Source organism: Streptomyces sp. NPDC026394 (genome assembly GCF_055567735.1).
In genome coordinates, this window is sequence record NZ_JBVHPX010000012.1 from 258,726 (window position 1) to 280,761 (window position 22,036).

At 70.3% G+C, this 22,036-nt stretch carries 19 protein-coding genes and 2 pseudogenes; 11 read left to right on the top strand and 10 right to left on the bottom strand.

Annotated features, from left to right (window positions below):
* Nucleotides 1-28 precede the first annotated feature (28 nt).
* A complete protein-coding gene (locus tag ACZ4QV_RS26610) occupies nucleotides 29-1,462 on the bottom strand; it encodes a VCBS repeat-containing protein (RefSeq protein WP_361639320.1) in 1,434 nt (477 codons plus the stop codon).
* Between the two features lie 1,485 nt (nucleotides 1,463-2,947).
* Between ACZ4QV_RS26610 and tap the strand changes: the two genes are divergently transcribed.
* From tap to ACZ4QV_RS26635, 5 genes and pseudogenes are all read left to right on the top strand, one after another.
* Nucleotides 2,948-5,038 carry a telomere-associated protein Tap gene (tap, locus tag ACZ4QV_RS26615; RefSeq protein ID WP_467763490.1) on the top strand — a complete coding sequence of 697 codons (2,091 nt, stop codon included), beginning with the start codon at nucleotides 2,948-2,950 and terminating at the stop codon, nucleotides 5,036-5,038.
* A gap of 12 nt (nucleotides 5,039-5,050) precedes the next feature.
* Nucleotides 5,051-5,500: pseudogene (tpg, locus tag ACZ4QV_RS26620) on the top strand (telomere-protecting terminal protein Tpg); the annotation flags it as partial.
* 154 nt (nucleotides 5,501-5,654) lie between these two features.
* The gene (locus ACZ4QV_RS26625) at nucleotides 5,655-5,993 is read left to right on the top strand and encodes a hypothetical protein (RefSeq protein WP_467763505.1); all 339 of its coding nucleotides are present in this window, start codon (nucleotides 5,655-5,657) and stop codon (nucleotides 5,991-5,993) included.
* Nucleotides 5,921-6,304, top strand: a complete 384-nt coding sequence (locus tag ACZ4QV_RS26630; protein WP_361639372.1) for a cytochrome P450 family protein — start codon at nucleotides 5,921-5,923, stop codon at nucleotides 6,302-6,304. The genes ACZ4QV_RS26625 and ACZ4QV_RS26630 overlap by 73 nt, the downstream gene beginning before the upstream one ends.
* A 71-nt stretch (nucleotides 6,305-6,375) precedes the next feature.
* Nucleotides 6,376-6,873 (top strand): cytochrome P450, encoded by a 498-nt coding sequence (locus tag ACZ4QV_RS26635; protein ID WP_361639323.1) that lies wholly within the window; start codon nucleotides 6,376-6,378, stop codon nucleotides 6,871-6,873.
* Between the two features lie 60 nt (nucleotides 6,874-6,933).
* Here ACZ4QV_RS26635 and ACZ4QV_RS26640 read toward each other — a convergent pair whose 3' ends face one another.
* The gene (locus ACZ4QV_RS26640; protein ID WP_361639326.1) at nucleotides 6,934-7,158 is read right to left on the bottom strand and encodes a hypothetical protein; all 225 of its coding nucleotides are present in this window, start codon (nucleotides 7,156-7,158) and stop codon (nucleotides 6,934-6,936) included.
* Nucleotides 7,159-7,523: 365 nt separating this feature from the next.
* Here ACZ4QV_RS26640 and ACZ4QV_RS26645 point away from each other — a divergent pair, with 365 nt between their 5' ends.
* Nucleotides 7,524-8,072 (top strand): relaxase domain-containing protein, encoded by a 549-nt coding sequence (locus ACZ4QV_RS26645; protein ID WP_361639329.1) that lies wholly within the window; start codon nucleotides 7,524-7,526, stop codon nucleotides 8,070-8,072.
* Between the two features lie 75 nt (nucleotides 8,073-8,147).
* On the opposite strand, the gene ACZ4QV_RS26650 is transcribed toward ACZ4QV_RS26645, so the two are convergent.
* Nucleotides 8,148-8,336 carry a hypothetical protein gene (locus tag ACZ4QV_RS26650; protein WP_361639332.1) on the bottom strand — a complete coding sequence of 63 codons (189 nt, stop codon included), beginning with the start codon at nucleotides 8,334-8,336 and terminating at the stop codon, nucleotides 8,148-8,150.
* Nucleotides 8,337-8,349: 13 nt separating this feature from the next.
* Nucleotides 8,350-8,907, bottom strand: a complete 558-nt coding sequence (locus ACZ4QV_RS26655) for a CGNR zinc finger domain-containing protein (RefSeq protein WP_361639335.1) — start codon at nucleotides 8,905-8,907, stop codon at nucleotides 8,350-8,352.
* A gap of 192 nt (nucleotides 8,908-9,099) precedes the next feature.
* Between ACZ4QV_RS26655 and ACZ4QV_RS26660 the strand changes: the two genes are divergently transcribed.
* Together ACZ4QV_RS26660 and ACZ4QV_RS26665 are read left to right on the top strand one after the other, a co-directional pair.
* Complete coding sequence (locus tag ACZ4QV_RS26660; protein ID WP_361639338.1) at nucleotides 9,100-10,431, top strand: MFS transporter; 1,332 nt, start codon at nucleotides 9,100-9,102, stop codon at nucleotides 10,429-10,431.
* A 52-nt stretch (nucleotides 10,432-10,483) separates the two neighbouring features.
* Nucleotides 10,484-11,605, top strand: coding sequence for an epoxide hydrolase family protein (locus ACZ4QV_RS26665; protein WP_361639341.1), 1,122 nt, complete (start codon nucleotides 10,484-10,486; stop codon nucleotides 11,603-11,605).
* 177 nt (nucleotides 11,606-11,782) lie between these two features.
* Here ACZ4QV_RS26665 and ACZ4QV_RS26670 read toward each other — a convergent pair whose 3' ends face one another.
* Entirely contained in the window at nucleotides 11,783-12,256 is a 474-nt protein-coding gene (locus ACZ4QV_RS26670; RefSeq protein ID WP_361639363.1) for an NUDIX hydrolase, read from the bottom strand.
* A gap of 94 nt (nucleotides 12,257-12,350) precedes the next feature.
* Complete coding sequence (locus ACZ4QV_RS26675; RefSeq protein ID WP_361592255.1) at nucleotides 12,351-12,917, bottom strand: TetR/AcrR family transcriptional regulator; 567 nt, start codon at nucleotides 12,915-12,917, stop codon at nucleotides 12,351-12,353.
* Nucleotides 12,918-13,078: 161 nt separating this feature from the next.
* Between ACZ4QV_RS26675 and ACZ4QV_RS26680 the strand changes: the two genes are divergently transcribed.
* Nucleotides 13,079-14,011 (top strand): TIGR03564 family F420-dependent LLM class oxidoreductase, encoded by a 933-nt coding sequence (locus tag ACZ4QV_RS26680; RefSeq protein WP_467763504.1) that lies wholly within the window; start codon nucleotides 13,079-13,081, stop codon nucleotides 14,009-14,011.
* Nucleotides 14,012-14,352: 341 nt separating this feature from the next.
* Here ACZ4QV_RS26680 and ACZ4QV_RS26685 read toward each other — a convergent pair whose 3' ends face one another.
* Nucleotides 14,353-15,309, bottom strand: a complete 957-nt coding sequence (locus ACZ4QV_RS26685; RefSeq protein WP_361639345.1) for a hypothetical protein — start codon at nucleotides 15,307-15,309, stop codon at nucleotides 14,353-14,355.
* Nucleotides 15,310-15,504: 195 nt separating this feature from the next.
* On the opposite strand from ACZ4QV_RS26685, the gene ACZ4QV_RS26690 reads away from it, so the two are divergent.
* Both ACZ4QV_RS26690 and ACZ4QV_RS26695 read left to right on the top strand, forming a co-directional pair.
* Entirely contained in the window at nucleotides 15,505-15,726 is a 222-nt protein-coding gene (locus ACZ4QV_RS26690; protein WP_006139020.1) for a hypothetical protein, read from the top strand.
* Nucleotides 15,727-15,764: 38 nt separating this feature from the next.
* Nucleotides 15,765-16,911: pseudogene (locus ACZ4QV_RS26695) on the top strand (hypothetical protein).
* Nucleotides 16,912-17,258: 347 nt separating this feature from the next.
* Here ACZ4QV_RS26695 and ACZ4QV_RS26700 read toward each other — a convergent pair.
* From ACZ4QV_RS26700 to ACZ4QV_RS26710, 3 genes are read right to left on the bottom strand one after another with little or no spacing between them, the layout of a single operon-like run.
* The gene (locus ACZ4QV_RS26700) at nucleotides 17,259-20,006 is read right to left on the bottom strand and encodes a helicase associated domain-containing protein (protein ID WP_467763491.1); all 2,748 of its coding nucleotides are present in this window, start codon (nucleotides 20,004-20,006) and stop codon (nucleotides 17,259-17,261) included.
* Between the two features lie 35 nt (nucleotides 20,007-20,041).
* A complete protein-coding gene (locus tag ACZ4QV_RS26705; protein ID WP_467763492.1) occupies nucleotides 20,042-20,731 on the bottom strand; it encodes a hypothetical protein in 690 nt (229 codons plus the stop codon).
* Nucleotides 20,728-21,483: a hypothetical protein gene (locus ACZ4QV_RS26710; protein ID WP_467763493.1), complete on the bottom strand. Its 756-nt coding sequence runs from the start codon at nucleotides 21,481-21,483 to the stop codon at nucleotides 20,728-20,730. The genes ACZ4QV_RS26705 and ACZ4QV_RS26710 overlap by 4 nt, the downstream gene beginning before the upstream one ends.
* Nucleotides 21,484-22,036: the final 553 nt, after the last annotated feature.

Here is a 22,036-nt window from a genome sequence, read left to right on the forward strand (position 1 = left end):
GGCGGGCGTACGGCGCGGGCCTGTCAGGTCAGCCGCCCAGGGCCGCGCCGAAGGACGCCTTGATCACGGGGTCGTGGAGCGAGTCCGGGCCGAAGATGATCGAGTCTGTGCCGGTCAGGCCCGACGCGCTGCCGTAGAGCAGGCCGACTCCGCCGAGTCCGTGTCGCTTGCCCGGCGCACCCACGGCCAGGTCGCAGGTGCCGTCGCCGTTGTAGTCCCCCTGCGCCAGCGTGGAGCCGAACCGGTCGTTCGACTCGGCGTCCCCGGCGACCCCTTCGGTGTCGAGGGAGAGCGTCCGCGTCGTGGCAGGGTCCAGCCAGCGCGCGCTTCCCCGGACGGTCGTGATGGCCCCCGCGTCGTTGTGGACGTCGCTGTTCACGGCGTGGACGTCGCCGACCACCAGGTCGTCGTGGCCGTCGCCGTCGAGGTCGGCCAGCCGCGCGGTGTCGCCCGGGTGGAGCGGGCCCCGCCATGCGACGGCTCCCGCTGTGTCGAGGCCGTCCGCGCTGCCCGGGTACGTAAGCAGCACGGTCTTGTCCGGGCCGTCCTGGAAACCGGTGGCCAGGAGGACGTCGTCCTTCCCGTCGCCGTTGATGTCACCGACCACGGGCGTGTAGCCGGCGAACGGGAGCTCCACCCGATCGCCGAGCCGGGTGTCCTTCAGGCCCGCACGGGAGCCTGGCAGGACACCGAGGGCGCCCCCGTCGGCTGGGTCGTCGTCGTGGGCCACGGTGACGAGGTCGTCGTAGCCGTCCCCGTCGACATCGCCGGTCGCGATGCGGTGCGTGCCCCCGCCGCCGCCCGGTGGGGTGTGCACGGTGATGTCCTCGGCGCCGGCCGAACGCAGGTCCTTCGCCCCCCGGACCACGGCGACCTGCCTGCCGTCCACCACCGCGATGTCGTCGAGCCCGTCATGGTCGAAATCGCCGAGCGCCAGCTGGCCGCCGAAGCGGCCCCCGGGTGTCGGGGCCGGCGCGTGGAAAGCGACGGCGGTACGCGAGAGCCCGGACCGGGAGCCGAAGACCACGGTCACCGCTCCGGCCCCTTTCTCGCCCCCGGCCGTTCGGCCGCTGGCTCCGATGACCAGATCCGCGTGCCCGTCGCCGTCCAGATCGCCGAGCGCGAGCGCCGAACCGAACCGGTCGCCGGGCCGGACGGTGTCGCCGGTGACCGACCCGCTGACGGACTGGTGGCGGCTGACCGTCAGGCCTGTCCTCGAGCCGTGGATCAGGGCCACCTTGCCGGCGCCGGCCTGGTCCTGGACCGGAGCGTCGGGCATTCCGACGGCGAGGTCCTCGAAGCCGTCGCCGTCGACGTCGGCCGCCCGCCCCGAACCCACCGTGGCCACCTGCGGGCTGACGCCGCCCTGGCCCGCCGGCCGGTCGGCCACCCACCAGACGCCGAGCGCGACCGCCGCGAGCACGAGCGTCGCCACACCGGTCCGAAGCGAAGGCCTCCGCATATCCGTCTCCTCCCCGGCCTTGCGGCCACGGTCCACACCCTGCCCCGCCGAAGGCCTCCGGAACGGGGACGGTTGGTCTCGCCGAGTCTTCGGTGACTCCTGTCACTGACACGCCGTCACTGAAACTTTGGCACCAAAGCATTGTTACTGTCCGCGGGGCGCGGACATCACCTGGATCGACCGTTGTCGGCCGACCGGCATCAGTTCCCGCAAGACAGGCCGGTCAAAGAGTGGGCTCACCGCCCGGTTCGGTGTGACGGAGATTTCTCCCCTCTGAAACGGCTGTGCAGGGATACGTGGGTTCTGGCCCGCTTTCCGTGAACCGGTCACGGCAGGTCATGCGAGTTGAGTCCAAAGGCTGTGGTCCTGGTACGTTCTGCGGCGAGAAAGTCGCGCGCCGCGGAGGTGATCCGGTCCCGGATGTGCTGCTGGTCCGGATGCCGAGCGTCCGGCAGGCCGAGTGCTCTCGCCAGATCAACGATGGGTTGTAGCGCATCGGGGCAGTCGAGTTCGGCACGCCACGATCTGGCCGGCCCTCCACCGGGCCGCGGTCCATCGCGCCTTGGCAAGATCATCCGAGGCCGGCGGCCGCAGACCCAACTCTTCCAGCACACGGTCGAACAGCTCGCGGGCCTGGGGTACTCGCCGTGCGAGAGCCCAGCCAGCAGGGGAAGCGAGGGAGCCTCGATGCCAGCCATCAGGGCGTCCAGGCCCAACCGGACCAGATAAGGGTCCGGGGGCGCTGCCAGGGTTCCGTGGTCAAGTCTGCAGCGGCCAGGCGGATCAGGCTGATCGCTACTCCTGCGTCCACGCTGTCGCCCCCTCATCATGCCTCTCGTAGCGGGAAGCCCTGTCACCGGGAGCCGGGCGCTTGATCAGATGGCCGGCAATACGTGCTTGCGCAGCAGGCTGAAGCCGCTCGGCCGAACATCTGGCGCTTGAGCCTCTTGATCCGGTTGGCATGCCCTTCGACGACGCCGGAGTTCCAGGGCAGGGGGAGTCCGGCGATGACCGCGTCGCGTTCTCGGTCGATTCCTGCCGCGAGAGTATGAAGACTGGGCAAGTCGTCCCGGCGGACGGCGTCGAGCCGTTGGGGGAGCCGTTCGCCCTGGCGCTCGGTGAGCATCTGGGCGAAGGACCGGACGCGAGTCGGCCAGAGCGTCGAGTTCGGGCAGTTGGCCAGGACGGCATTGAGCCGGAGCTGTCCGGTCTCGGTCGGCGTCTCGGGGCGGCTGAGAACCCATCTCGTCACCACGCGGGGTGTCGGGCGGCTGCGCAGTGACCGGCCGCGGTGAGGTGCGCTTCTCCCGCAAGTGGGCGCTGCCCCGGCCGTAGCTGCCTCTGTAGCCCAGGGCAACGATCTCCTCCCAGAGCTTCCAGGCGTTGGTGCGGCCCTTGTCCCAGCGCTCGTCCGGGTAGGGCTGGTACTCGTCGGGAACAGAGGTCCTGCTGCGCTGCCACTGGCCGGGGAAGAGGCCTTCCGGCTTGGCCACGGTGTCCGCCTGGGAGTCGGCGAAGAAGCCGACCGAGCCGCGCGGCCCGGAACGTGAGGCGCACGCGCGGCTGCTCAAGCAGCTCGCGGAGCTCTACCCCGCACCGGAGGAACGTGCCGACTCGGTGCCCTACACGTTCGAGCCGGCGGAAGCCGGGATTCTGTCCGCGGCCCCGGCGCCCGAGGCTGCGGCCGTAACTGATCACGAGAACACCCAGGCCCCTACTCCCGTCACCTCCGCTCCGGCGGCCGCGCCGCGTCCGGCGCGCACCCCCGGGCCGGCGTCGACGTCGCGCCGTCCGGGCGCGCGGAAGGCGGCCCCGGCCGCAACCCCGGCAGGCTCCGCCGACCCGCGGTTCGAGGACGGTCCGCTGGCGGTCGTCGATGTCGAGGACGGGAAGGTGGTGGCGTACTGCACCGGCGGCCTGGTCGTGGACGTGCCCGCCAAGTCCCTGCCGTCCCTGGTGGACTGGACGCTCAAGGAGGCCACGCTCGGTCAGCCGAAGCTCTCCGGTCCCGGCAAGGACGTCGACCCGCTGCTCGTGCTCACCGAGGCCGCGCTGGAGCGTTACGGCCTTCCGGCCACGCTCACGGAGCAGGAGCGGGTCGCCGGGCGCATCCCGGAGGGCCACAAGGTCATCAAGCAGCTGTCCCGCGCGCAGTGGCAGCTGACCAAGCGCGGGTTCGGGCCGTGGGCGCGGATCTACCGCCCCGCACAGGGCTCGGAGCGGGCCTGCGTGCAGCTGTGCATCCCGTCGTGGAACGCGCTGGACACCCGGCACTGGGGCCCGGCCGGGCAGCTCCCGCCAGCCGAACTCGCCCGCGTCCTGGGCGTGTACGCCTCAAGGGTGATGACGCCGCGCGGCTCGACGGCCGTGACCGGCCTGGAGTTGATGACCGCGCTGCACCCGCCGACCCGCGCCACCGCGCCGGATGAGCATGGCAAGCGCACCTCGGAGCACAACCCCGGCTCGCTGGGCAAGGACCCGATCGACCCGATGGACTGGCCGCCGTGCGAGGTTCCCGACGGGCACCCGGTCCTCAAGGACCTGCCGCGCTTCCACGTGCGCGGCCCGGCGGAGAAGCTGTTTGAGGAGTCGTTCGACTGGGCGCGGACGATGACGGATGCCGAGTGCACCCTGCGCCATCTGGTCGGCCTGGATGTGAACCTCGCCTTCGGCGCGGGCGCGAACGGCTTGACCGTCGGTCTGGGCGCGCCCACGCACGTCAAGGCTCCGGCGTTCGACCCCAAGCTGCCCGGCTCGTGGCTGGTGGACCTTTCCCACGTGGACCTGTCCCGCGTGAAGGCCGGCAAGGAGTGGGTGGAGCTGGACGGCGGCCTGCTGCCGAGCCCGTTCACGCCGAAGGGTGGGCGGCCCGAGGGACCGGCCTGGTACGCGACGCCGACCGTGGCGTATGCGGTGGAGCTCGGCTACGAGGTACGCCCGCTGGAGGCGTGGGTGCGGTATGAGAACGGCCGCTACCTGGACGGCTGGTACACCCGCCTGCGCGACGCCTACCTCGTGACCATGGCCGACCTCGGCGTCGACGCCGACCTGTCGCCGGCCGACTCCCTCGCGGCGATGGACGGCTACAAGGACCGCGACCCGCAGCTGGCGATCCTCGTCTCCGCGATCAAGGCAACGGTCAAGGGCGGCATCGGCAAGCTCCGCCAGCGGCCCCGGGGCGAGGGCTGGCGGCCCGGCGAGCCGTGGCGCGCCCTGTCCCGCCCGACCTGGCGGCCCGATATCCGCGCGGCGGTCATCTCCCGCACCCGGATCAACCTGCACCGCAAGATCGTCAAGCACGCGGCATTCACCGGCCAGTACCCGGTCGCCGTCAACCACGACTGCGTCGTCTACGCGGTCGACGGCGAGAGCCCGCTGGACTTCCTGCCCTACCGGGAGGGCAAGCCGCTGCCCGGCGGCTTCAAGCTCGGCATCAACCCCGGCCTGGTCAAGCACGAGGGCACCCAGACCGTCCTGTGGGGCGAGGAGGTCCGGGACCGGTTCGACGCGCCGGAGCTCAACTTGGCCCGGTACATCAAGGACGGCACCGTCACCGACGTCGACCATGGAGAGTAGGAGAGGGCCACGATGAGCAGGTTCGGGGACGGCCTGGACGCCGCGGTGCACAAGGCGTTCACGCGTCCGGCGCCCAAGAGCGCGGGCGCGCAGATGCGGTACCTGGTCAAGCAGCTGAAGGGCACCAAGGCGGTCGCCCAGCTGCTGCGGATCTCCCAGCGCACCGTCGAGCGGTACGTCAAGGACCAGATCAAAAAGCCGCGAGCGGACCTGGCCGCGCGCCTGGAGCGCGAGACGAAGGCCCGGTGGCAGCCGCAGATTAGGGCCAAGGCCCGGCAGAAAGCGGCGACGACCGACGGCATCGTCGTCGACTTCCACGCCCGCCTCGGCTACACCGCGCCCATCGGAACGACGGACCAGGACCGCATCCGCCACCTGACCGTCGCCCTCCCGCCCCGGCACGCCGCGCGTCTCTTCGACGCCCAGCAGCAGGGCGCCGGCGACGACCGGCTGCGCGAGCTGACTGACTCACCACCCCCGGCCCCCAGAGCGCGGCGTCCAACAGACACCCGGCCACCCCCGCAGCCACAGCACCGCCGCCCCCGAACGCCCCGGCCCCCATGGCCGGGCCCACCGGTACCGCCAGCGCCCGGCCGGGAGCAGAAGGCCCCTCACGATGACCGCCGCTTCCGCCGCACCGCTGACGCTGCAGGCTCTGGACAACCCCGCCGTCCTGGACAACCCCGCCGTCCTGGACAACCCCTACCCCCTGTACCGGCAACTGCGCGAGACCGCCCCCGTCCTGTGGGACCCGGTACGCCACCACTGGACCGTCACCCGCCACCAGGAAGTCACCCAGGCACTGCGCTCCCCGGCCCTGCACGCCGTACCCCGCCGCCTCGGCCCCCGCACACCCCCACCCTGCGCCTGCTCAACAAGGCCATGCTCGACTCCGACCCACCCGAGCACACCCGCCGACGCCGCGCCTTCACCCAAGCCTTCACCCCGCGCCTGACCGCGGACCTCGCACCCGCCATCACCCACCGCGTCGACGCCCTCCTCGACCGCGTGCACGGAAGCGGCCACATGGACCTCATCGAAGACCTGGCCGCCCCGCTGCCCCTGCACGTCATCGGCCAGCTGCTCGGCATACCCCCGCAGCAACGTCCTCTCCTGCACGCCGGAGCCCGCGGCTACGCCCGCCTGTGGGGCGGCGACGACACCGACCAGATCACCATCGGCCAAGCCGTAACCGACATCACCGGGGCCATCGACTACTGCCGCGAGCTGATCACCCAGCGCCGCAACGCCCCCGCTCCGACCTGATCAGCCGTCTGGCCTCACCAACTGGCCGGGCGGGCTCGCTCAGCGACGGCGAACTGGCCGCCAACCTCTTCATGGTCTTCACCGCAGGCCACTACACGACCACCGACTTCCTGGGAAACTCCGTCCTCGCACTGGCACACCACCCGCACCAGTGGCAACACCTGTGCACGGACCCAGCGCTGGCCCCCGCGGCCGTCGCCGAACTGCTGCGCTACGAAGCCCCCGTCCAGTTCGTCATCCGCCTGGCTGCACAAGATCTCACCCTCGCTGGCCAGCACATCAAAGCTGGCCAGCTCGTCGTCCTTCTGCTCGCCGCAGCGAACCGCGACCCACGGGCCTTCCCCGACCCCGACCGTCTCCACCTCACACGCACTCCCAACCACCACCTCACCCTCGGCTTCGGCATCCACTCCTGCCTGGGCACCGCCCTGGCCCGGCTCCAAGGCGAAATCACCCTGAGCCGCCTGGCCGCCCGCATGCCCCACCTCCGCCCGGCCGGGGACACCATCCGCTGGAAGACCACCGCCGGACTCCGCGGACCTCTCCGTCTGCCCGTCCGCTGGGACTGATCACCCCGCCGCAGCCGAGCGCCCTGCGGAGGCAGACGGTCACTCGCCCACAGCACCAACTCACCTGCGGATGGGAGTAAAAGCGAGCCTGGCGTGCGGGTTCGTGCTCCACGGCGCCCAAGATTCTGCGAACTCGCGCGCTTCGCGCAGTTCCGGCCGGAAGGACCCCGTACGCAGGTCTGGGACGAAGGCGTCCAGGACGACGTGGTGGAAGCGTCGGCGCTGTTCGGGGGTGAGGTGCTGGAGGTCGGCGGTGAAGCGGGGGAGGGTCTCGAACGTGGGCACGGCAGTCTCCTGCGGGCAGCACGACGAAGCCCCCGGCGGTTGCCGGGGGCTGCTGTAGGACGGTGCTTGTCAGTGGTAGGTGTTCTGTGGCACTCAGTGGTGCTCAGCGGTGTTTGCTGGTGTCATCCGGGGCGTGATGCGCGGGCTGCCGGAGAGCGATGACATTCGCTTCCGGCCCTGGGCCGCTTCCCGCCTGACGGGCGCCTGAGAAGAAAATCCGGCCGCTGCTCCCGCCTGCCGGGACATACCGCTGTCCGGCCTCTTACCGCTGGTCAGAGCCGTGTGGCGTGGCTCCATGACAGTCGAGATCAGCATCGTCCGAGCCGGTCAGATGTGCCGCTACTACCTGCGTCAGACCATCGTCGGTGACGGAAGCCGCCCGGCCCGCACGCCCCTGCGCCAGGCCCAGGAACAAGCCGGTGTTCCCGGCCGGGCGCTGGATGGGCCGCGGCCTGGCCGCGCTCGGACTGGCCCCGGGCGAGGAAGTCACCGAAAACCAGCTGCGCAACCTCTTCGGCGAGAGGGGACGGCACCCGTACGCGGACCGGATCGAGGCCGACCGGCTCGCCAAAGGCGAGTCCCCGAAGACGGCGTTCAGAGCCGGCGCCCTCGGGCGCCGGGTGACGGTCACCGGCGTCGACTTCGTCTTCCGGCCGCAGCCGACGATCTACCTCCTGTGGGCGCTGGGAGATGACGAGACTCGGCGGGTGATCGAGGCCGCGCACGAGCGAGCGATCGAGCGGGTACTGGCATGGATTGAGGACGAGGTGGCGGTGGTCCGCTACGGCAAGGACGGCATCCACCGTGACCGGCCGCCCGGCGGGCTGGTCGCCGCCCGCTTCCGCCACTACGCCCTGTACGAGCCCCGGCCGGGAGATGCGGGCCGGTGGGACTGGGACGGCGACATTCCCTGAGAACCGGGTTGCCGCCGGAAGGAGGGCAGCGGCTGCGGCGCGGCTCCATCCGACGCGGACGGCGCGACTCCGGCGTCATGCGGTAGCTGGCTCCGGCACTTCGAGGCATTCGGCGACCTTCCGCGCCAACGCCGCGACATGGGGCGGCGGAAGATCGCTGTCCAGCGAGGCGATATCGTCACTCAGCCGGGCCCGTAGCCCGGGCAGGCACGCCTCGGTGAAAAGCCGCTGCGCGTTGATCTCGGACCCTTCTTCTGCATACATCTGCTGCTGGCGCTCAACGCGGGTTGCGTCGGCTCCGGTAGGCCGCGACGCTGGCCCGGTGTGAGCAGGTTCGGGTGCAGTACTGCTTCGAGCCGTTGCGCGAGAGGTCCACGAAGGTGGCCCGGCAGGTCGGTCCGGCACATACGCCGAGACGAGCGGGGCCGAGCGTGGCGATCACGGAGGCCAGTGCGCTGAGCGTAGTCGCGGCAAGGTGCGCCGCGCAGCGGTCGGTGTCGGAGGTCACCTCGGACCACCAGCGGTCGTCCTCGTGGCGCAGTACCGGGGTGGCGCGGCTGCGACGCAGACCGTCGTTGATCAGAGCCGCGGCTTCGACCGCGTCCGTGTTCGCCTGTTCGAGCACCTCGCGCAGCGTCTCGCGCAACGCGCGGACTTCTGCCAGGTCGGCGCGGGTGAGATGCCGCGGACCGGTACTTCGGTTCGCGGCTGAACTCGGTGGCTCAGCCGCGGGGTGGTCGTCAAGGAAGTCCCGGAGCTGCTCCATGGTCTCCAGCGCGTCCTCTCCCTTGACCGGCCTCAAGGTGTTGGCCAGGTCGACGGCCGTCTGGATCACCAATGGACTGTAATACGCATCCCGCATTTGACGTATCTCCTCACTGCTCCGTAGCGTTACACGCAAAGGAGCTTTCACATGTCACAACATACCCGGCAGGGAACGACGCCGCAGACGAGCCCGCTTGGAGGTGCTCCGGCACCGGGGCGAACGGACGCCCCGGACGGGCGTCGGCTGGGGCTGACTTTGGGGATGCTGGTGCTGCCGATGTACGTGGCACTGGGAGCACCGTCGGTGGCCCTACCGGCCATCGGCCGCGCACTCGCGGTGCCGTTCGGGGCCACCGCATGGATTCTCGCCGCGTGGTCGCTGACCTCCGCGCTCGCGATGCCGGTCGCGGGGCGGCTGCTGGTCCGCTGGAGCCCTCTCCAGGTCTTGGTCGCCGGGGTCATGACGCTCGCCGCGGGCTCCGCGCTCGCCGGAGCCGGGCCGGCACTGTCCGTCGTGATCGTCGGCCGACTGATCGGCGGCGCTGGGGCGGGCGCGACGGTGATCGCCGTCTTCGCCGCGGCCACCGCCCTTCCCGGGCGGCAACGAATCCGCGTCCTGGGAATCATCGCGGCGGCCAGCGCGACGGCGTCGGGGTGCGGGACACTGATAGGCGGGGCGGTGACCGCATGGCTCGGGTGGCGTGCCGTGCTCGCGATCCCGGTCCTCGCGCTGCCCCTTCTGCTGGCCGCATTGCCGAGCAGGCGCGCGCTGACGCGGAGCGGTGGCGGCGAGCGAAACGGCTCGACCGAGCGACTCGACATCGTCGGCGCGGCCGTGCTGTCCGTACTCGTCGGCTCCTTGATCACGTTGCTGCAGGCACACTCGGTCGGCCTGCCCGCTCCGGTCACGCTCGTCGTGGCTGCCGCCGGGGCGCTCGCCGCCGTGGGACTGTGGTGGCGCGTGCGCAGCACGCCCGACGGGTTCGTGCCTCGGCGGGTGATCGCATCCCGCGGCTTCCTGGCGGCCGGGCTCATCGGCGGGACCGTCTTCGCCGGCTACTACGGAGTGCTGTTCCGCGCCCCGCCCCTGATCGAGCAGGCCACGGGCGGTGGCCCCCTGGAAGCCGGCGTGCTCCTGGTCCCCGCTGCCGCCTGCTCGTTGCTGGCCGGGCGGCTGGTCAGCACCTTCACCGACCGGTTCACCGGCTGGCAGGTGTCGGCCGGGCTTGCGGCACTCACCGTCATCGGCGGGTTCGTGGTTGCGGTCGCCACCGCGCCGGTCCCGATCGTCATCGGCACGGCGTTGACCGTGTGCGGGTTCGCCGGCGCCCAAGCCGTACTGGTGAGCCTCGCGCCGGACCTGGTCGCCGCGGACGACCGCCACACCGCACAGGGCCTGCTCAACTTCATGAACGTCCTAGGCGGCGGGATCGGTCCGGCCGCTGTCGCAGGCCTGTCCGGCATCGTGCCGGCGCCGATGGCCCTCGCCGTGCTCGCGGCGCTCCCCCTGTCCGGACTCGTCCTCAGCCTGACCCGGCGCCCTACCGCCGACCGCCGCCCCGAACCCGGTGCCACGCGTGGGAGCCCGCGCTGACAGCCCACCCGCATCTGATCCTACAACGCCTCGACCAGCAAGGAGCCTTGCCATGTCCGCCGAGCCATTCGAGGTCGGCATCACCGAAGCCGAGATCGCGGACCTGCGTGAACGATTGCGAAGGACACGGTGGCCCGAGCGCGAGCCGGTGGACGACTGGTCACAGGGTTTGCCGCTGGCGTATGCGCAGGAGCTGTGCCGCAGCTGGGCCGAGGACTACGACTTCGGGTTCGCCGAGCGGCTGAACGTGTTCCCGCAGTACCGCGACACGATCGACGGGCTGGGCATCCACTTCCTGCATGTCCGCTCGCCGGAGCCGGACGCGTTCCCGCTCGTGCTCACGCACGGGTGGCCGGGTTCGGTGCTCGAATTCCTGGAGGTCCTCGGCCCGCTGACCGACCCCCGGGCCAACGGCGGTGACCCGGCGGACGCGTTCAACGTGGTCGCGCCGTCGTTGCCCGGGTACGGCTGGAGCGACAAACCGTCGACGGCCGGGCGGGGCGTCACTCGCACCGCGCGCGCCTGGGACACCTTGATGGTCTCGCTGGGTTACGCACGGTACGGCGCGCAGGGCGGTGACTGGGGTTCGGCGGTGTCCGCGGCGCTGGGTGAGGTGGCGCCCGAGCGGGTCGCAGGCGTGCACCTGAACCTGGGGTCTGTGGCGGTGGGCACGTTCAACGACCCGACGCCTGCGGAGCTGGCGAACCTCGCGGCGGAGCAGGAGATGCAGCGCACCGGCCGGGGATACTCGGCGATCCAGGCGACCCGGCCCCAGACGCTCGGCTACGGCCTTACCGACTCCCCGGCCGGGCAAGCCGCCTGGATCGCCGAGAAGTTCTGGGCGTGGACGGACAACGACGGCCATCCCGAGGACGCGTTGTCGCGGCAGACGATCCTCGACGAGATCTCGGTCTATTGGTTCACCGCGTCGGCCACATCGTCGGCGCGCCTGTACTGGGAGAGCTTCGCCCACTTCCGGGACAAGGTGACCGCGCCATCCGGGCTGTCGGTCTACCCACGCGACATCACCCGCCCATCGAGGCGGGAGGCCGAGCTGCGCTTCACCGACCTGCGCTGGTTCGAGGAACTGCCGCACGGCGGCCACTTCGCCGCGCTGGAGCAGCCGGAGTCGCTGGTCAAGCAGGTGCGCGGATTCTTCCGCCTGTTCCGCTGACTGTCCGCGACCGGCCCATGAACGAGGCCATGACCACCGTGTGCCTGCCCCTGGTCGCCACCGGCGCACACGACCGCGTCCTGGGCGTCGCGTCCGCCACCGCCCCGGCACCCTCATCGAGATGGCCACCAACTACGGCTTCAGCTGCCGACTCGCGGCTCAGCGTCCGTGGGCTTCTCATCGCGGTGTCCTGACGGCGGGGCCTTTGACGTGCGTATATGTCGGGCCGTGTGGCGCAGTGAGTGCGAGGTGCCCGGAACATGGTTTGCAAAATCGCAGGTTACTTTCATGCGAGTTGGCAATAGGCGAGGGCAGGGTGGCCGTGTAGGTGACCGTGATGTACCGGCCGCGGGGATCGCGGCCGATGGCGTCGTAGGCGCCCCTCTGCGCCAGATCGGTGGCCGGGACCGTGACGCCGGTCTCCTCCTGGAGTTCGCGGGTGGCGGCCGGACTCGTCTCCCCGCCATCCATGTGACCGCCCGGCGAAGCAGGAAGGTTCGCCGGTTTCCGGCCGGAGCATTGCAGGAACTGGCGCGTGAGTGGTTCACCGGCAGCTATGAGTATGGCGGGTTCGCAGCCGAAGGGGTCCTGGACATCTGAGCCCACCGCCGTCGCCGACCGCGTTTCTGACCACCGGCGACCTGTCCGCATCCCTTGGCCGACAACACCCCGCGGAATGAAGCGTCCGGCACTGGCTGTCCGGCGGTTGAGGTCCCCGACGGCCACAGCCGGTATCGATGGGGCGTTACCAGCTGCGTGCGGTGCGGTGCAGATCCTCGAAGCTCGTGTGCAGGTGATGCCCGAGCGTGCCGTACTGCGGATCGGCCAGCCACCGGGCTGCGGCGAGCTGGTATGCGGTGACGGAGACCGCGGCGGTCAGCGTGGCCGCCGGGTCGGGGATGCCCCGTGTGCGCAGCGCGGCGGTGATCGCCTCACCAAGGGCTGCCAGTTTCGCCCATTCGCGTTCTCGCAGATCGGTATGTGCGTCGAGAATGTGCCTGCGGCGCTGTGCTGCCTCCCGGCGCTGGTCGAACCAGTCACTGCCGGCGATGAATGCCGCGCTGACCGCGTCGAGCGGGGACTGCTTGGCGGGTGCCGCGCCCACCGCTTCGCGGACCTCGGCGATGAACGAGTCCTGCTCGGGGAAGAGCACCTCGCGTTTGTCGGCGAAGTGGTTGTAGAAGGTGCGCTCGGTCAGGCCGGCTCGCGTCGCGATCTCGGCGACGGTCGTACGTTCGTAGCCGCGCTCGGTGAACAACTCGATCGCGGCTTCCTGCAGCCGTTCCTGCGTGCCGCCCGGCCATCGTCCCATGACACGCAGAGTAGTGACTACAGAAACTGCAATCAAACTGTACAGTGATTGCAGAGCCTGCAATCACCGTGGTGCTGCGGGCCGAGGGAGGTCGCGGTGGTGAAGACGACGTGAGTCATGGGAAGCGGATCACGAAGGAGCTCATGATGGACACTGCCGGAATGAGGGTCGGAGTGTTTCTGGGAGGCACGTTCGCGCAGGAACCTGGCATGACCAACCTTGTGGACCGGGCTGTGGAGTTCACGCACGAGGTGGCCGACGCCGGGGTGCGCACCGTGTGGTTCGGACAGGCGGCGGATTACGACGCACCCCAGCTCGCCGGGCTGGTGGGCCGGGCGGAACCCAGGGTCTGCGTAGGTACCTCTGTCGTGCCGATGTACCCTCGCCATCCGCTGCTGCTCGCGGCTGCGGCGAAGACGGCGCAGGCGGCTGCCGCAGGGCGCTTCCGGCTCGGCGTCGGACTCGGCGCGCGCACTGTTCTCGAGCCGCAGTTCGGCCTGCCGTATCCGCCGCAGATCCAGCACCTGCGCGAGTACCTCACCGCGCTGCGCCCGCTGCTGGACGGCGACGACGCCGCCTTCGTGGGGGAAACGCTGACATCGCGGCCAGTCGGCTCGACGGCCGTGGCCGGAGCTTCCCCGGCGGTCCCGGTCCTGGTGGCTGCGATGGGGCCGCAGGCCCTCGCGGCCGCAGGCGAGCTGGCCGAGGGAACGATTCCGTTCCTCGCCGGGCCTCGTACCCTCGCCGAACAGATCGTGCCGGCCATCACCGAAGCCGCCACCGCGGCCGGGCGGCCGGCCCCGCAGATCGTGGCCGGGGTGCCCGCGGTGGTCACCGACGACGCCGCAGCCGCCCGCGACCGCGTCTCGGCCGCCCTCAACTTCTACGACAGCATCCCGTCCTACCAGAAGGTCATCGCGACCGAGGGGCTGTCGAGCGCGGCGGACCTGCTGATCGCCGGCGACGAGGGCACTGTCACTGCCGGTCTGCGCCGCTACTTCGACGCCGGGGCCACCGAAGTCATGATCACCCACACCGACCTCTTCGACGCGCAAGACCGCGCTCGGACCTGGGCTGTCGCCCGGCTTCTGTGACTCGGGACCGAACCGGCCGCACCGCCCCTCCGGCTTCCCCCGCCGTGATCGCTGTGCGGTTCTCGACCGCCCGGTCTACCGCTCCCGCGGAGAGGCAGGACCACCGACCAAGCTCCGGCGGGGCCGGGTGCCGATTCGCGGCTCAGCGTCCGTGGGCCTCTCGCGGTGTCCTGACGGTGGGGCCTTTGACGTGCGTATATGTCGGGCCGTGTGGCGCAGCGAGTGCGAGGTGCCCGGAACATGGATTGCAAAATCGCAGGTCACTTTCATGCGAGTCGGCAGCAGGCTCGCATGCGTATCCACGGCAGGGGGCGGATGCTCATGCACGAGATGCCCACGTCCTACTCCGGAGGCGGCGTCACCAGCTTTGTAGCGCTCAGGTCGACGTCCGCCGCACAGGCCAGGGTCGGCAGGTCGCGGTCGAGCAGGCCGTTCATTTCGATGGCCGCCCGGCTGAGCAGGTGGGCGGCTTGGACGGACTGGCCGTCGGCGACGGCGGCGTAGAACCGGGCGGCGTAGGTGATGGCGTCGACATCGCCGATGCTGTCGGACATGCCGATGGCGAACGGCACGGTGTCGACCAGCTTCCCGGTCTGGGCTGCGGAGGGGCAGGAATTGAGCAGGACCAGCAGCGGCTTGTCGTCCACGGCGGCGATGGCCCGGGCGAAGGCGCCGGTCAGTGCGTCCAGGAAGACATCCGCCGTCGCGGCCGGGTGGAGATCCAGGTCGACAAGGTCCCGATGGGTGGCACTCTGCACGGCCGCGCGAATCCTCTGCTGTTCCTGGCCGACTCGCAGGTCACCGGCGGAGGCGGCTGCCAGCAGCAGCACCCGCAGTTTCTCCGGCTTCGGGGCCCGCAGTTCCCTCATCACCGTGCGCACCTGACCCTCCGCCGTCGACAGGCGACTCTCGAGCTTCTGCTGCTCAGCCGCGGCACGCCGCTCCCTCTTCTGCTGTTCGCGCTGGCGAGCCTTCTCCGCAGCCGCCCGCTCAGCCTGTTCCGCCTTCGCCAGCTTGGCCGACAGGTCAGCTGCCTCCTTGGAGAGCTTGCCGACCTTGGCGCTCCACGTGCTGGCGTCCTGGCCAGCTTTGTTGGCCTCATTCTCGTACCGCTGGGCAGCACGCTGCTTGCTGTTGACGGTGCCCTGGCTGCTCGCCTTGGCGGCTGCGGCTTTCTCCTTCGTGGCCTTCGCGCGCTTGTCGGCTTCCTTCTTGCGGAACTCGCCGACCTTCTTTTCCGCGTCAGCGCGAGCCTTGTTCTTTCTGTCCAGCTGGCTCCGGTAGTAACTGGCATTCATGGGCGTGCCTCTCTGCGGTTCCCGTCTCGCCAGGCTATGGCCACCCACTGACAACGCCTCTCGCCGCTTCCCGCAGCGTTCCTGCAGGTGTGGCGGCAAAGCGGGCAGTCCTGTGCGGGACCGCTGACGATCGTGGCGGACGGGTCACGTTCCCTGCCCCGAAGGCCATCTGAGCGCTGGTAGATAATGGCCGCCATGGCAGAAGGCTCCGATCCGCAGCAGGACGTCACCTACCGGGCGCCGGTCGGCTCCGTCGATCTCAAGGCGTTCGATGAAGACGGCAACTCGTACGAGATCCGTGCGTGCCACGACTGCCTGCCGTGGTACGCGGAGGTCGTGGTCGTTGCCGGGGAAGTCCTCGTCAGGGAGTGGCATGCGGTGGGATGTCCGCAGTTCCAGGAGCTCATCCGGGACTGAGACGGGAATTCATCGCACAGCGTCGGGACACATCTCCTATGGGTGATGATGTTGTGGTGAGTCTGGACCTGAGCAATTACGAACTCCTCTGGCCCGCATCGCTGTTCATATCCGAGGGCGAGCGCGTGCTCCGGTCCGCAGGAGCCTGGCAGGACCGGGCTATCTGGCTCATGACGGAGGCCCTGGTCGGCACAACCGCAGTCGCCGACTTCGAGGACCTGCCCAACCACACCGCGCCAACATCCGATCCCTGGGCGACCACCGCCACCGGCTGGGGCACCAAACGGGCCGTGATGGACCAGCACGACTGGTTCACCGAACTCATCCGCCGGGCGCCCGAGCTCAGGCATGCGGCCGCGCCCCGGCCGTACTGGCCGCAGCGCCGCGGCAATGGGCTCGCTCACGATGGCAGTACTGTGCGGGACACCCGACGGGACTTCGCGCGGCTTATCGGTGAGTTCGCCGACAACGGCTACCTGGTCGAAGTCTTTGGCGAGGAATGCATCGACGATCACAGCGAGCTGCCTGACCCCTCCGACGTGATCGACAGGCGACTTGGCATCCCCGATCTGTGGCCGCTGGCGCCGGAGGCGTGGGGCGAAGACACCTTCTACGGGCTGATCGAGGTGTTCCACGACCTGGTGAGCCGCCCCCCGCATGCGGCGCTTCCACTCCTACAGCGGCTGCGGATGGCACCACTCGGAGTTCCACAACGGCCCGGCACGCATCCTGTACCGGTGGAAACTCAACCAGCTGCTGCGCGAGGCCGACATCGATTACGAACTGGCCGCCGAGGGTGAGGACCTTGGGCGCCTGGTCGCCGTCACCGACGACGCCCGAAGCCAACTGGTGCACCGCGCCCTCAACGACAGCCCACCCGACACCACCGCCGGTGTCCGCCACGCCATCGCCCTCTTCCGAGGGCGTGACACGTCAGCCGAGAGCAAGCGATCGGCCATCTTCAACCTCGCCCGCATCCTTGAGGAACGCCGTGCCCTGATCAAGCAGCACCTCGGGAAGGACGAAGGCGCGCTGTTCGAGATCGCCAACCGCTTCGACCTGCGCCACCGCCGGGCCGACCAGCGCGGCGAGTACGACGAAGCATTCCTCGACTGGATCTTCTGGTGGTATCTCGCCACGGTAGAGCTGACCAACCGGCTGATCGCGTCGCGGAGCCTCGCCTGAGCCGTGGCGCCGAACGTGCCTCCCCGATCGGGTGCCTATCTCAGTAGTCGTCCCGTTCGGAGGGGTTCCGTACTGCTCGATGAAGCCGCAGGTGCAGATGCGTCTTCGTACTCAGTCTTGTCGCACTCGTCGTTGTGGCGTTGATTCCGCTGCGGCAGACGCTCCGGCCGCGGAGGGCTGTTCGGCGGTGCCACCAGTAGGCCGCCCGGAGCAAGATGGGCAGTGGCCCGGAGCTCGATGTCCGCGACTGTGGAGGCGATCTCGTCCTTACGCCACTTCTCGGGGGTGGCGCACCAGGCCGGCCGCGTAGGCCATACGAAGCAGCTCCGTCTTGGTGTGCTTGCGCATCAACTCGTTCGTCGCGCCCTGCTCTGCGCTGCCGGGGACTCGCGCTCCTTCGCCGGGCCAGGGCCGCTGGCCTGACCCGGCGCCGGTGTTGCCTTCGCCCAGTCAACGCCCAGTTCGGCGAGCGTTGCCCGCTGTTCGGGGGTGAGCTTGCCCCGTCGGGTCTTGGTGTTCGATACCCACACGCCCAGCTTCACGGTCACCGGCTCCTCCTGGCCACCGATGGTGAGTTCCTCTGTGTGTTTTCTGGGGACGCGGTGGTGGCCTTCGCGGGTGATGTACTGGGCGAGGGCCGCGGCGCCGCGTTGGAAGGCCGCTGTCGCCTTCCCGGCAGTCTTCCCGGTGCCCTTGGCCGCGGGGGCCGGAGCGGGCTGTTCGGCGGGTTTCACGCCCAGCTCGGCCAGTCGCCGCTGCTGTTTCTCCGACAGTTCCGCCCATGCGTTGGTCTGCCGCTGGAGCCATCGTCCGAGGTCGTCGCCGTCGAAGGTCACGCCGGGCTGGATCTCGGTGAGGACGGTGGGGCCGTCGGTGTCGACGAGGTCGGCGAGCACCTTGTAGTGGCGTTGCCAGTCGAGCGGCCAAGGGCAGTTCCAGCCCGGGTCGATCGCGGTCAGCTGCTTCGCGCGCTCCGCTGCCCGTTCCGCGTCCTTGCCCAGGCCGCCCTTCCTGCGGAGGTTGGCCATGTGCTGCCCGATGGGCACCATCGCCTCGCCCTCGCCCCACACCGCGTCTTGCCGGGGTGCGAGGTGCCCGTGCGCGCGCCGATAGGAGCGGAACGCGGCGAGTTTGTTCTCCCAGGCTTCGTCGCCGGGTTCCCACACCATTCCGGCGTCGTCGAGGAGTTCTTTGCGGTGGGGGTCGAGTTCACCTGCGCGGTGCGCGCGGCGTTGCTGGTGGACCCACCGGCCCAGGGGATAGCCCTTCGTCGTGCCGGCCTCGGTCTCGGTGTCGTAGGGCACGGCGTACAGGCCGGTGATCTCGGTCTCCTTCCGCCACCGGATGAGGGCCTGGTAGCCCTCGAGCCAGACGAGGGACTGGGGCCGGATGACACGGCAGCGGGTCAGGGCGGCGATGTCGGCGGCGTCGCGGGGGGAGGCGAAGTTGACCACGACCGAGGTGACCCGGTCGACCTCCTGCTGCGCCTCGCTGCTCTCCTCAGGCATGTCCCCTTTCTCCGGGCCGGCCGTGCCGACGGGCCGGACGTGGATGCGCCGCCGTTCGGTACCGCGGGTCAGGGCGCGGGAGGCGAGCTGGTCGACCATGCGTTCCGAGTGCGAGCGCAAGGCCTGGAGGATGTCGACCAGGGGCTGGTAGCTGGCCGAGGCGACCATGTCCTTCGGGTCCTCACCGGGCTGTAGGAAGACGGGGATGATGATCCGCGCTGTCTTCACGCTGCCGTCGGGGTTGGGGCGCAGGGCGCGTCCGATGTTCTGGACGATGTCGACCTGGGAGCTGCGGGAGCCGACGATGCACACGGCTTCGACCCCGCGCAGTCCGGTGATGTCGACCCCGACCCCGAGAGCCCGCACCGAGGACAGAAACGCCCGGTGCACCCGCCGGTTGTCCGCGTTGATGCCGTTGGCGAACCGGTGGATCACCGCACGCCGGTGCGCGATGGGGTGGTCCCCGCACAGCCAGTCGGCCCACACCCGGTCTGGGGGCACGTGGCGGCTGTTCTCGAGCTCGTACAGCTCGGCGTCGATCGATGAGGCGGGCAGCTCCTCCGCCCCGGCCAGCGCCGCGGCGGAGGCCTCGGCGGTGTACAGCTCGGCGGCTGTGCGCGGCATCTGCTCGGCGAACGCGGCCGCCTCCTCGACCCGGTGGTGGAACACCATGGTGGTGTGCAGATTCTGCTGCGCCGCGTGCTCCAGCAGCGCCGCCTGGAGCAGGGCCATGCGCCGGCCACGCAGCGCGTCTTCCGACAGGCCCAGGATCGGGTCCGGGTCGCGGATCTCCAGCACGTCGATCTCGAACCCGGCAAGGATCGAGCGTTCCACCGCCTCCGCCAGCCCGAGATCGAAAATCCGGGTGCCGTAGGTGCTGGAGTCGTCCTCCATCGACGCGATCACCAGCTCCTTGCCGTCCCGGCCCCGCTGCGGCCGGGGCGCGGCGAGGATCCGCGGGGTCGCGGTCAGGTAGAGCCGGAAGTCGATGGGGATCCGGCTGTTGTCGTGGATCGCCGCCCACGGCCGGCCCATGTCCCCCGCGGTCATGTGCCCCTCGTCCAGAATGGCCAGGTCGAACGGAGCCATCCGCTGCCCGTACAGCCGCTCCCCGCCCGCCAGAGCCGACTCCAACGGCCCAGGAACAGTCCGACGGCCAGTGACGTCGGCGGGGTCCTCGCGGTCCACCAAGGAGGCGTACGTGGCGAACACGACCACCGGACCGCTCCCGGCCCACAGAGCGAGCCGGATCGGGTTGGTAGTGGTGCGCACTCCGAGCTGCTCCAGGACCTCGTCCTTGTCCACCGAGCAGACCGCGACCATCGGCGCCCGGTGCCCGACCCGCCGCCAGGACTGGGCACTCTGCACGATCAGGTCCAGCGTGGGCACCATGACGAGGATCCGCCCGCCCGGGAAGTACTCCAGAGCGCATGCAGCGGTGGTGATCGTCTTACCGGACCCGGTCGCTGACACTCCCATGGCACGAGCCCCCTCCGGGGGCACAGATGATCTTGCAGGAAACCCAACCCAATTACGAAAGCTCAACTTCTGGTCGACCTGGTGTTCCTTGAGTGGAATCAAAAACATTTCTACGCCCTCCCGGTTCCTATTCCTTTGGCCTGTCAGAGGGCCGCGTGCGGAATGCAGGCCGCGCCGGAGTCGTTCCAGATCGACGCACCGGCCTTGTGCCAGCCGCCGGGCTTTCCGTCCTTGAAGGGCGGCTTGTCGTCCTCGTCGTAGTGCCCGGCATTGAGCGTGCAGACGATGACGTCCCCGTCTGCGTTCCGCGTTCGCGCGGTGCACAGGCCGCTGGCCTCGCCCAGTGCGTCCAGCACCCGGCGCCGCGCGGTGGTGTGCGGGTGGGTGCGCGGCAGGACCATCTTCCGGACGTACGCTTGCAGGCGCTCCAGGTCGGCCCGTTCACGCTGCCGTGCGTACGCGAGATGTACGGTCAGTTCAGCGGCCCCGGCCGACCGGCCGCCGCGCCGCGCCCAGTCCCGGTCCGCGATGCCCACCACGGCCTCGCTCACCGCCGCCACACCGTCGTCCCAGCCGTCCGCGAACCGCGCACCCTGCAAGGCCGGCGCCATCCCGTCGAGCTCGACGACCTCGCTGTGCGCCCCGGCGACCGCCCCGGCCTCCAGCGCGGCCACCAGGTCGTCCGCCTCGCTCGCGGGCACGCCCTGCGCTTCCAGGAGTGCGAACAGCCGCAGCCGGGCGTTGGTGCCCGCCGTCTGGTACTGCGTCACCCGGTGCACGGGATCCTGGCTCAGCTCCGCGGCGGGCACTGGGGCGTCCTGACGCCCGTTCACTGCTCGCTCCCCGGGTGCGTGATGGCCCGGCCGTGGTGGTCCAGGTAGGCCAGGAGGAACAGGGCCAGGGCCCGGCCGGGGTCGCTGGCGTGCGTGATGCCGGGCGGCTCGCTGGTCCAGCCGAACGTGGCCTGGTGGGGCTGCGGGCGTACGCGGCCGGTGTGCGGGTCGGGGAAGACAACGGCGCGGGTGAAGAAGTCGTCCAGGAGGCCCAGCAGGTCCGCGTCCGGGTTCTCCGGCTCACGGCCCACCACACTCGTCCGGGCCGCCTCCAGGATCGTGGTCAGGTACCGCCGGCGCGCATCCTCCCGCTGCCGCTGCTCGCTGGACGGGCTCTCCTCGACCACCTCCACCACCCGGTACAGGCCCTCGTCCCCGTACCGGCCGCCAGGCTTCTCCAGCGCCTCACGGGCCCTGGCGACCGCCTCCTCGACCGACCGCCCGTAGGCATAGTTCGTCACGGTGGAGGCACTCCGGTGCTCCGGATGCACGCGCTGCGCCACGATCCGGTAGCGGATCTCCCCCCGATCCAGCTCCACGGCCGCGCCGGTCTCGCGCTCCTGCCGCTCCTGGTGCGCGCGATGCCAGCGGGCCACGTCCGGGTCGTTCTCGGGGGAGTAGGTGTCCCACCCCGTGTTGCTCATCAGGTTCCAGATCCGGTTCAGCTCGGTCCGCCGGACCGTCGCCAGCCGCTCCTCCGTGCTGAGGGGCCGCGGCTGGTCCTCCCGGCTCTCCAGGCCGCCAGCGGCCACCCAGAGCTCGTGAATCTGTTCCGCTGTCAGTCCGGTAACCTCACGGTGGATTTCCTTCCGCGCTTCAAAGCGCCTTTCGAAGCCCAACGGATTCAAAGCATCCTCGCTTCTCGCGCCCCGTCTAACCGCTCCGGGGGTGCCCCGTGTTTTCGCCAACGCTACATGCTGCATCACCCTGATGCACGCGCTATACTGAAACCCGACCCGAGCGAGCGACGCCCCCACCTCTCGTAGCTAGCCCGGACCCGCGGAGCGGGTCTTCGGGAAGTGAAGGCGCAGCCGTAACGGACCGTCAGGGCGGGGGAGCGCAGCGGACCCGGCCCGGAGTGCACAGCACTCCGCAATATCCGCACAGGAGGCCCCACAAGCCGCACCAGGCACACCCGACCATCCGGGCCGCGCACCGCGCGGCCGCCGGGCGCGCAGCGGCCGGCCCCACCGATCCCCGAAGCGCAGCGCAGGGGATCCACCCGCTGCTCCGCAGCGGGTGCGGTGAGCGCAGCGAACCGCTTCGCTTGCACATCGCGCAGCGATGTGGTACCCGCTCCGCGGG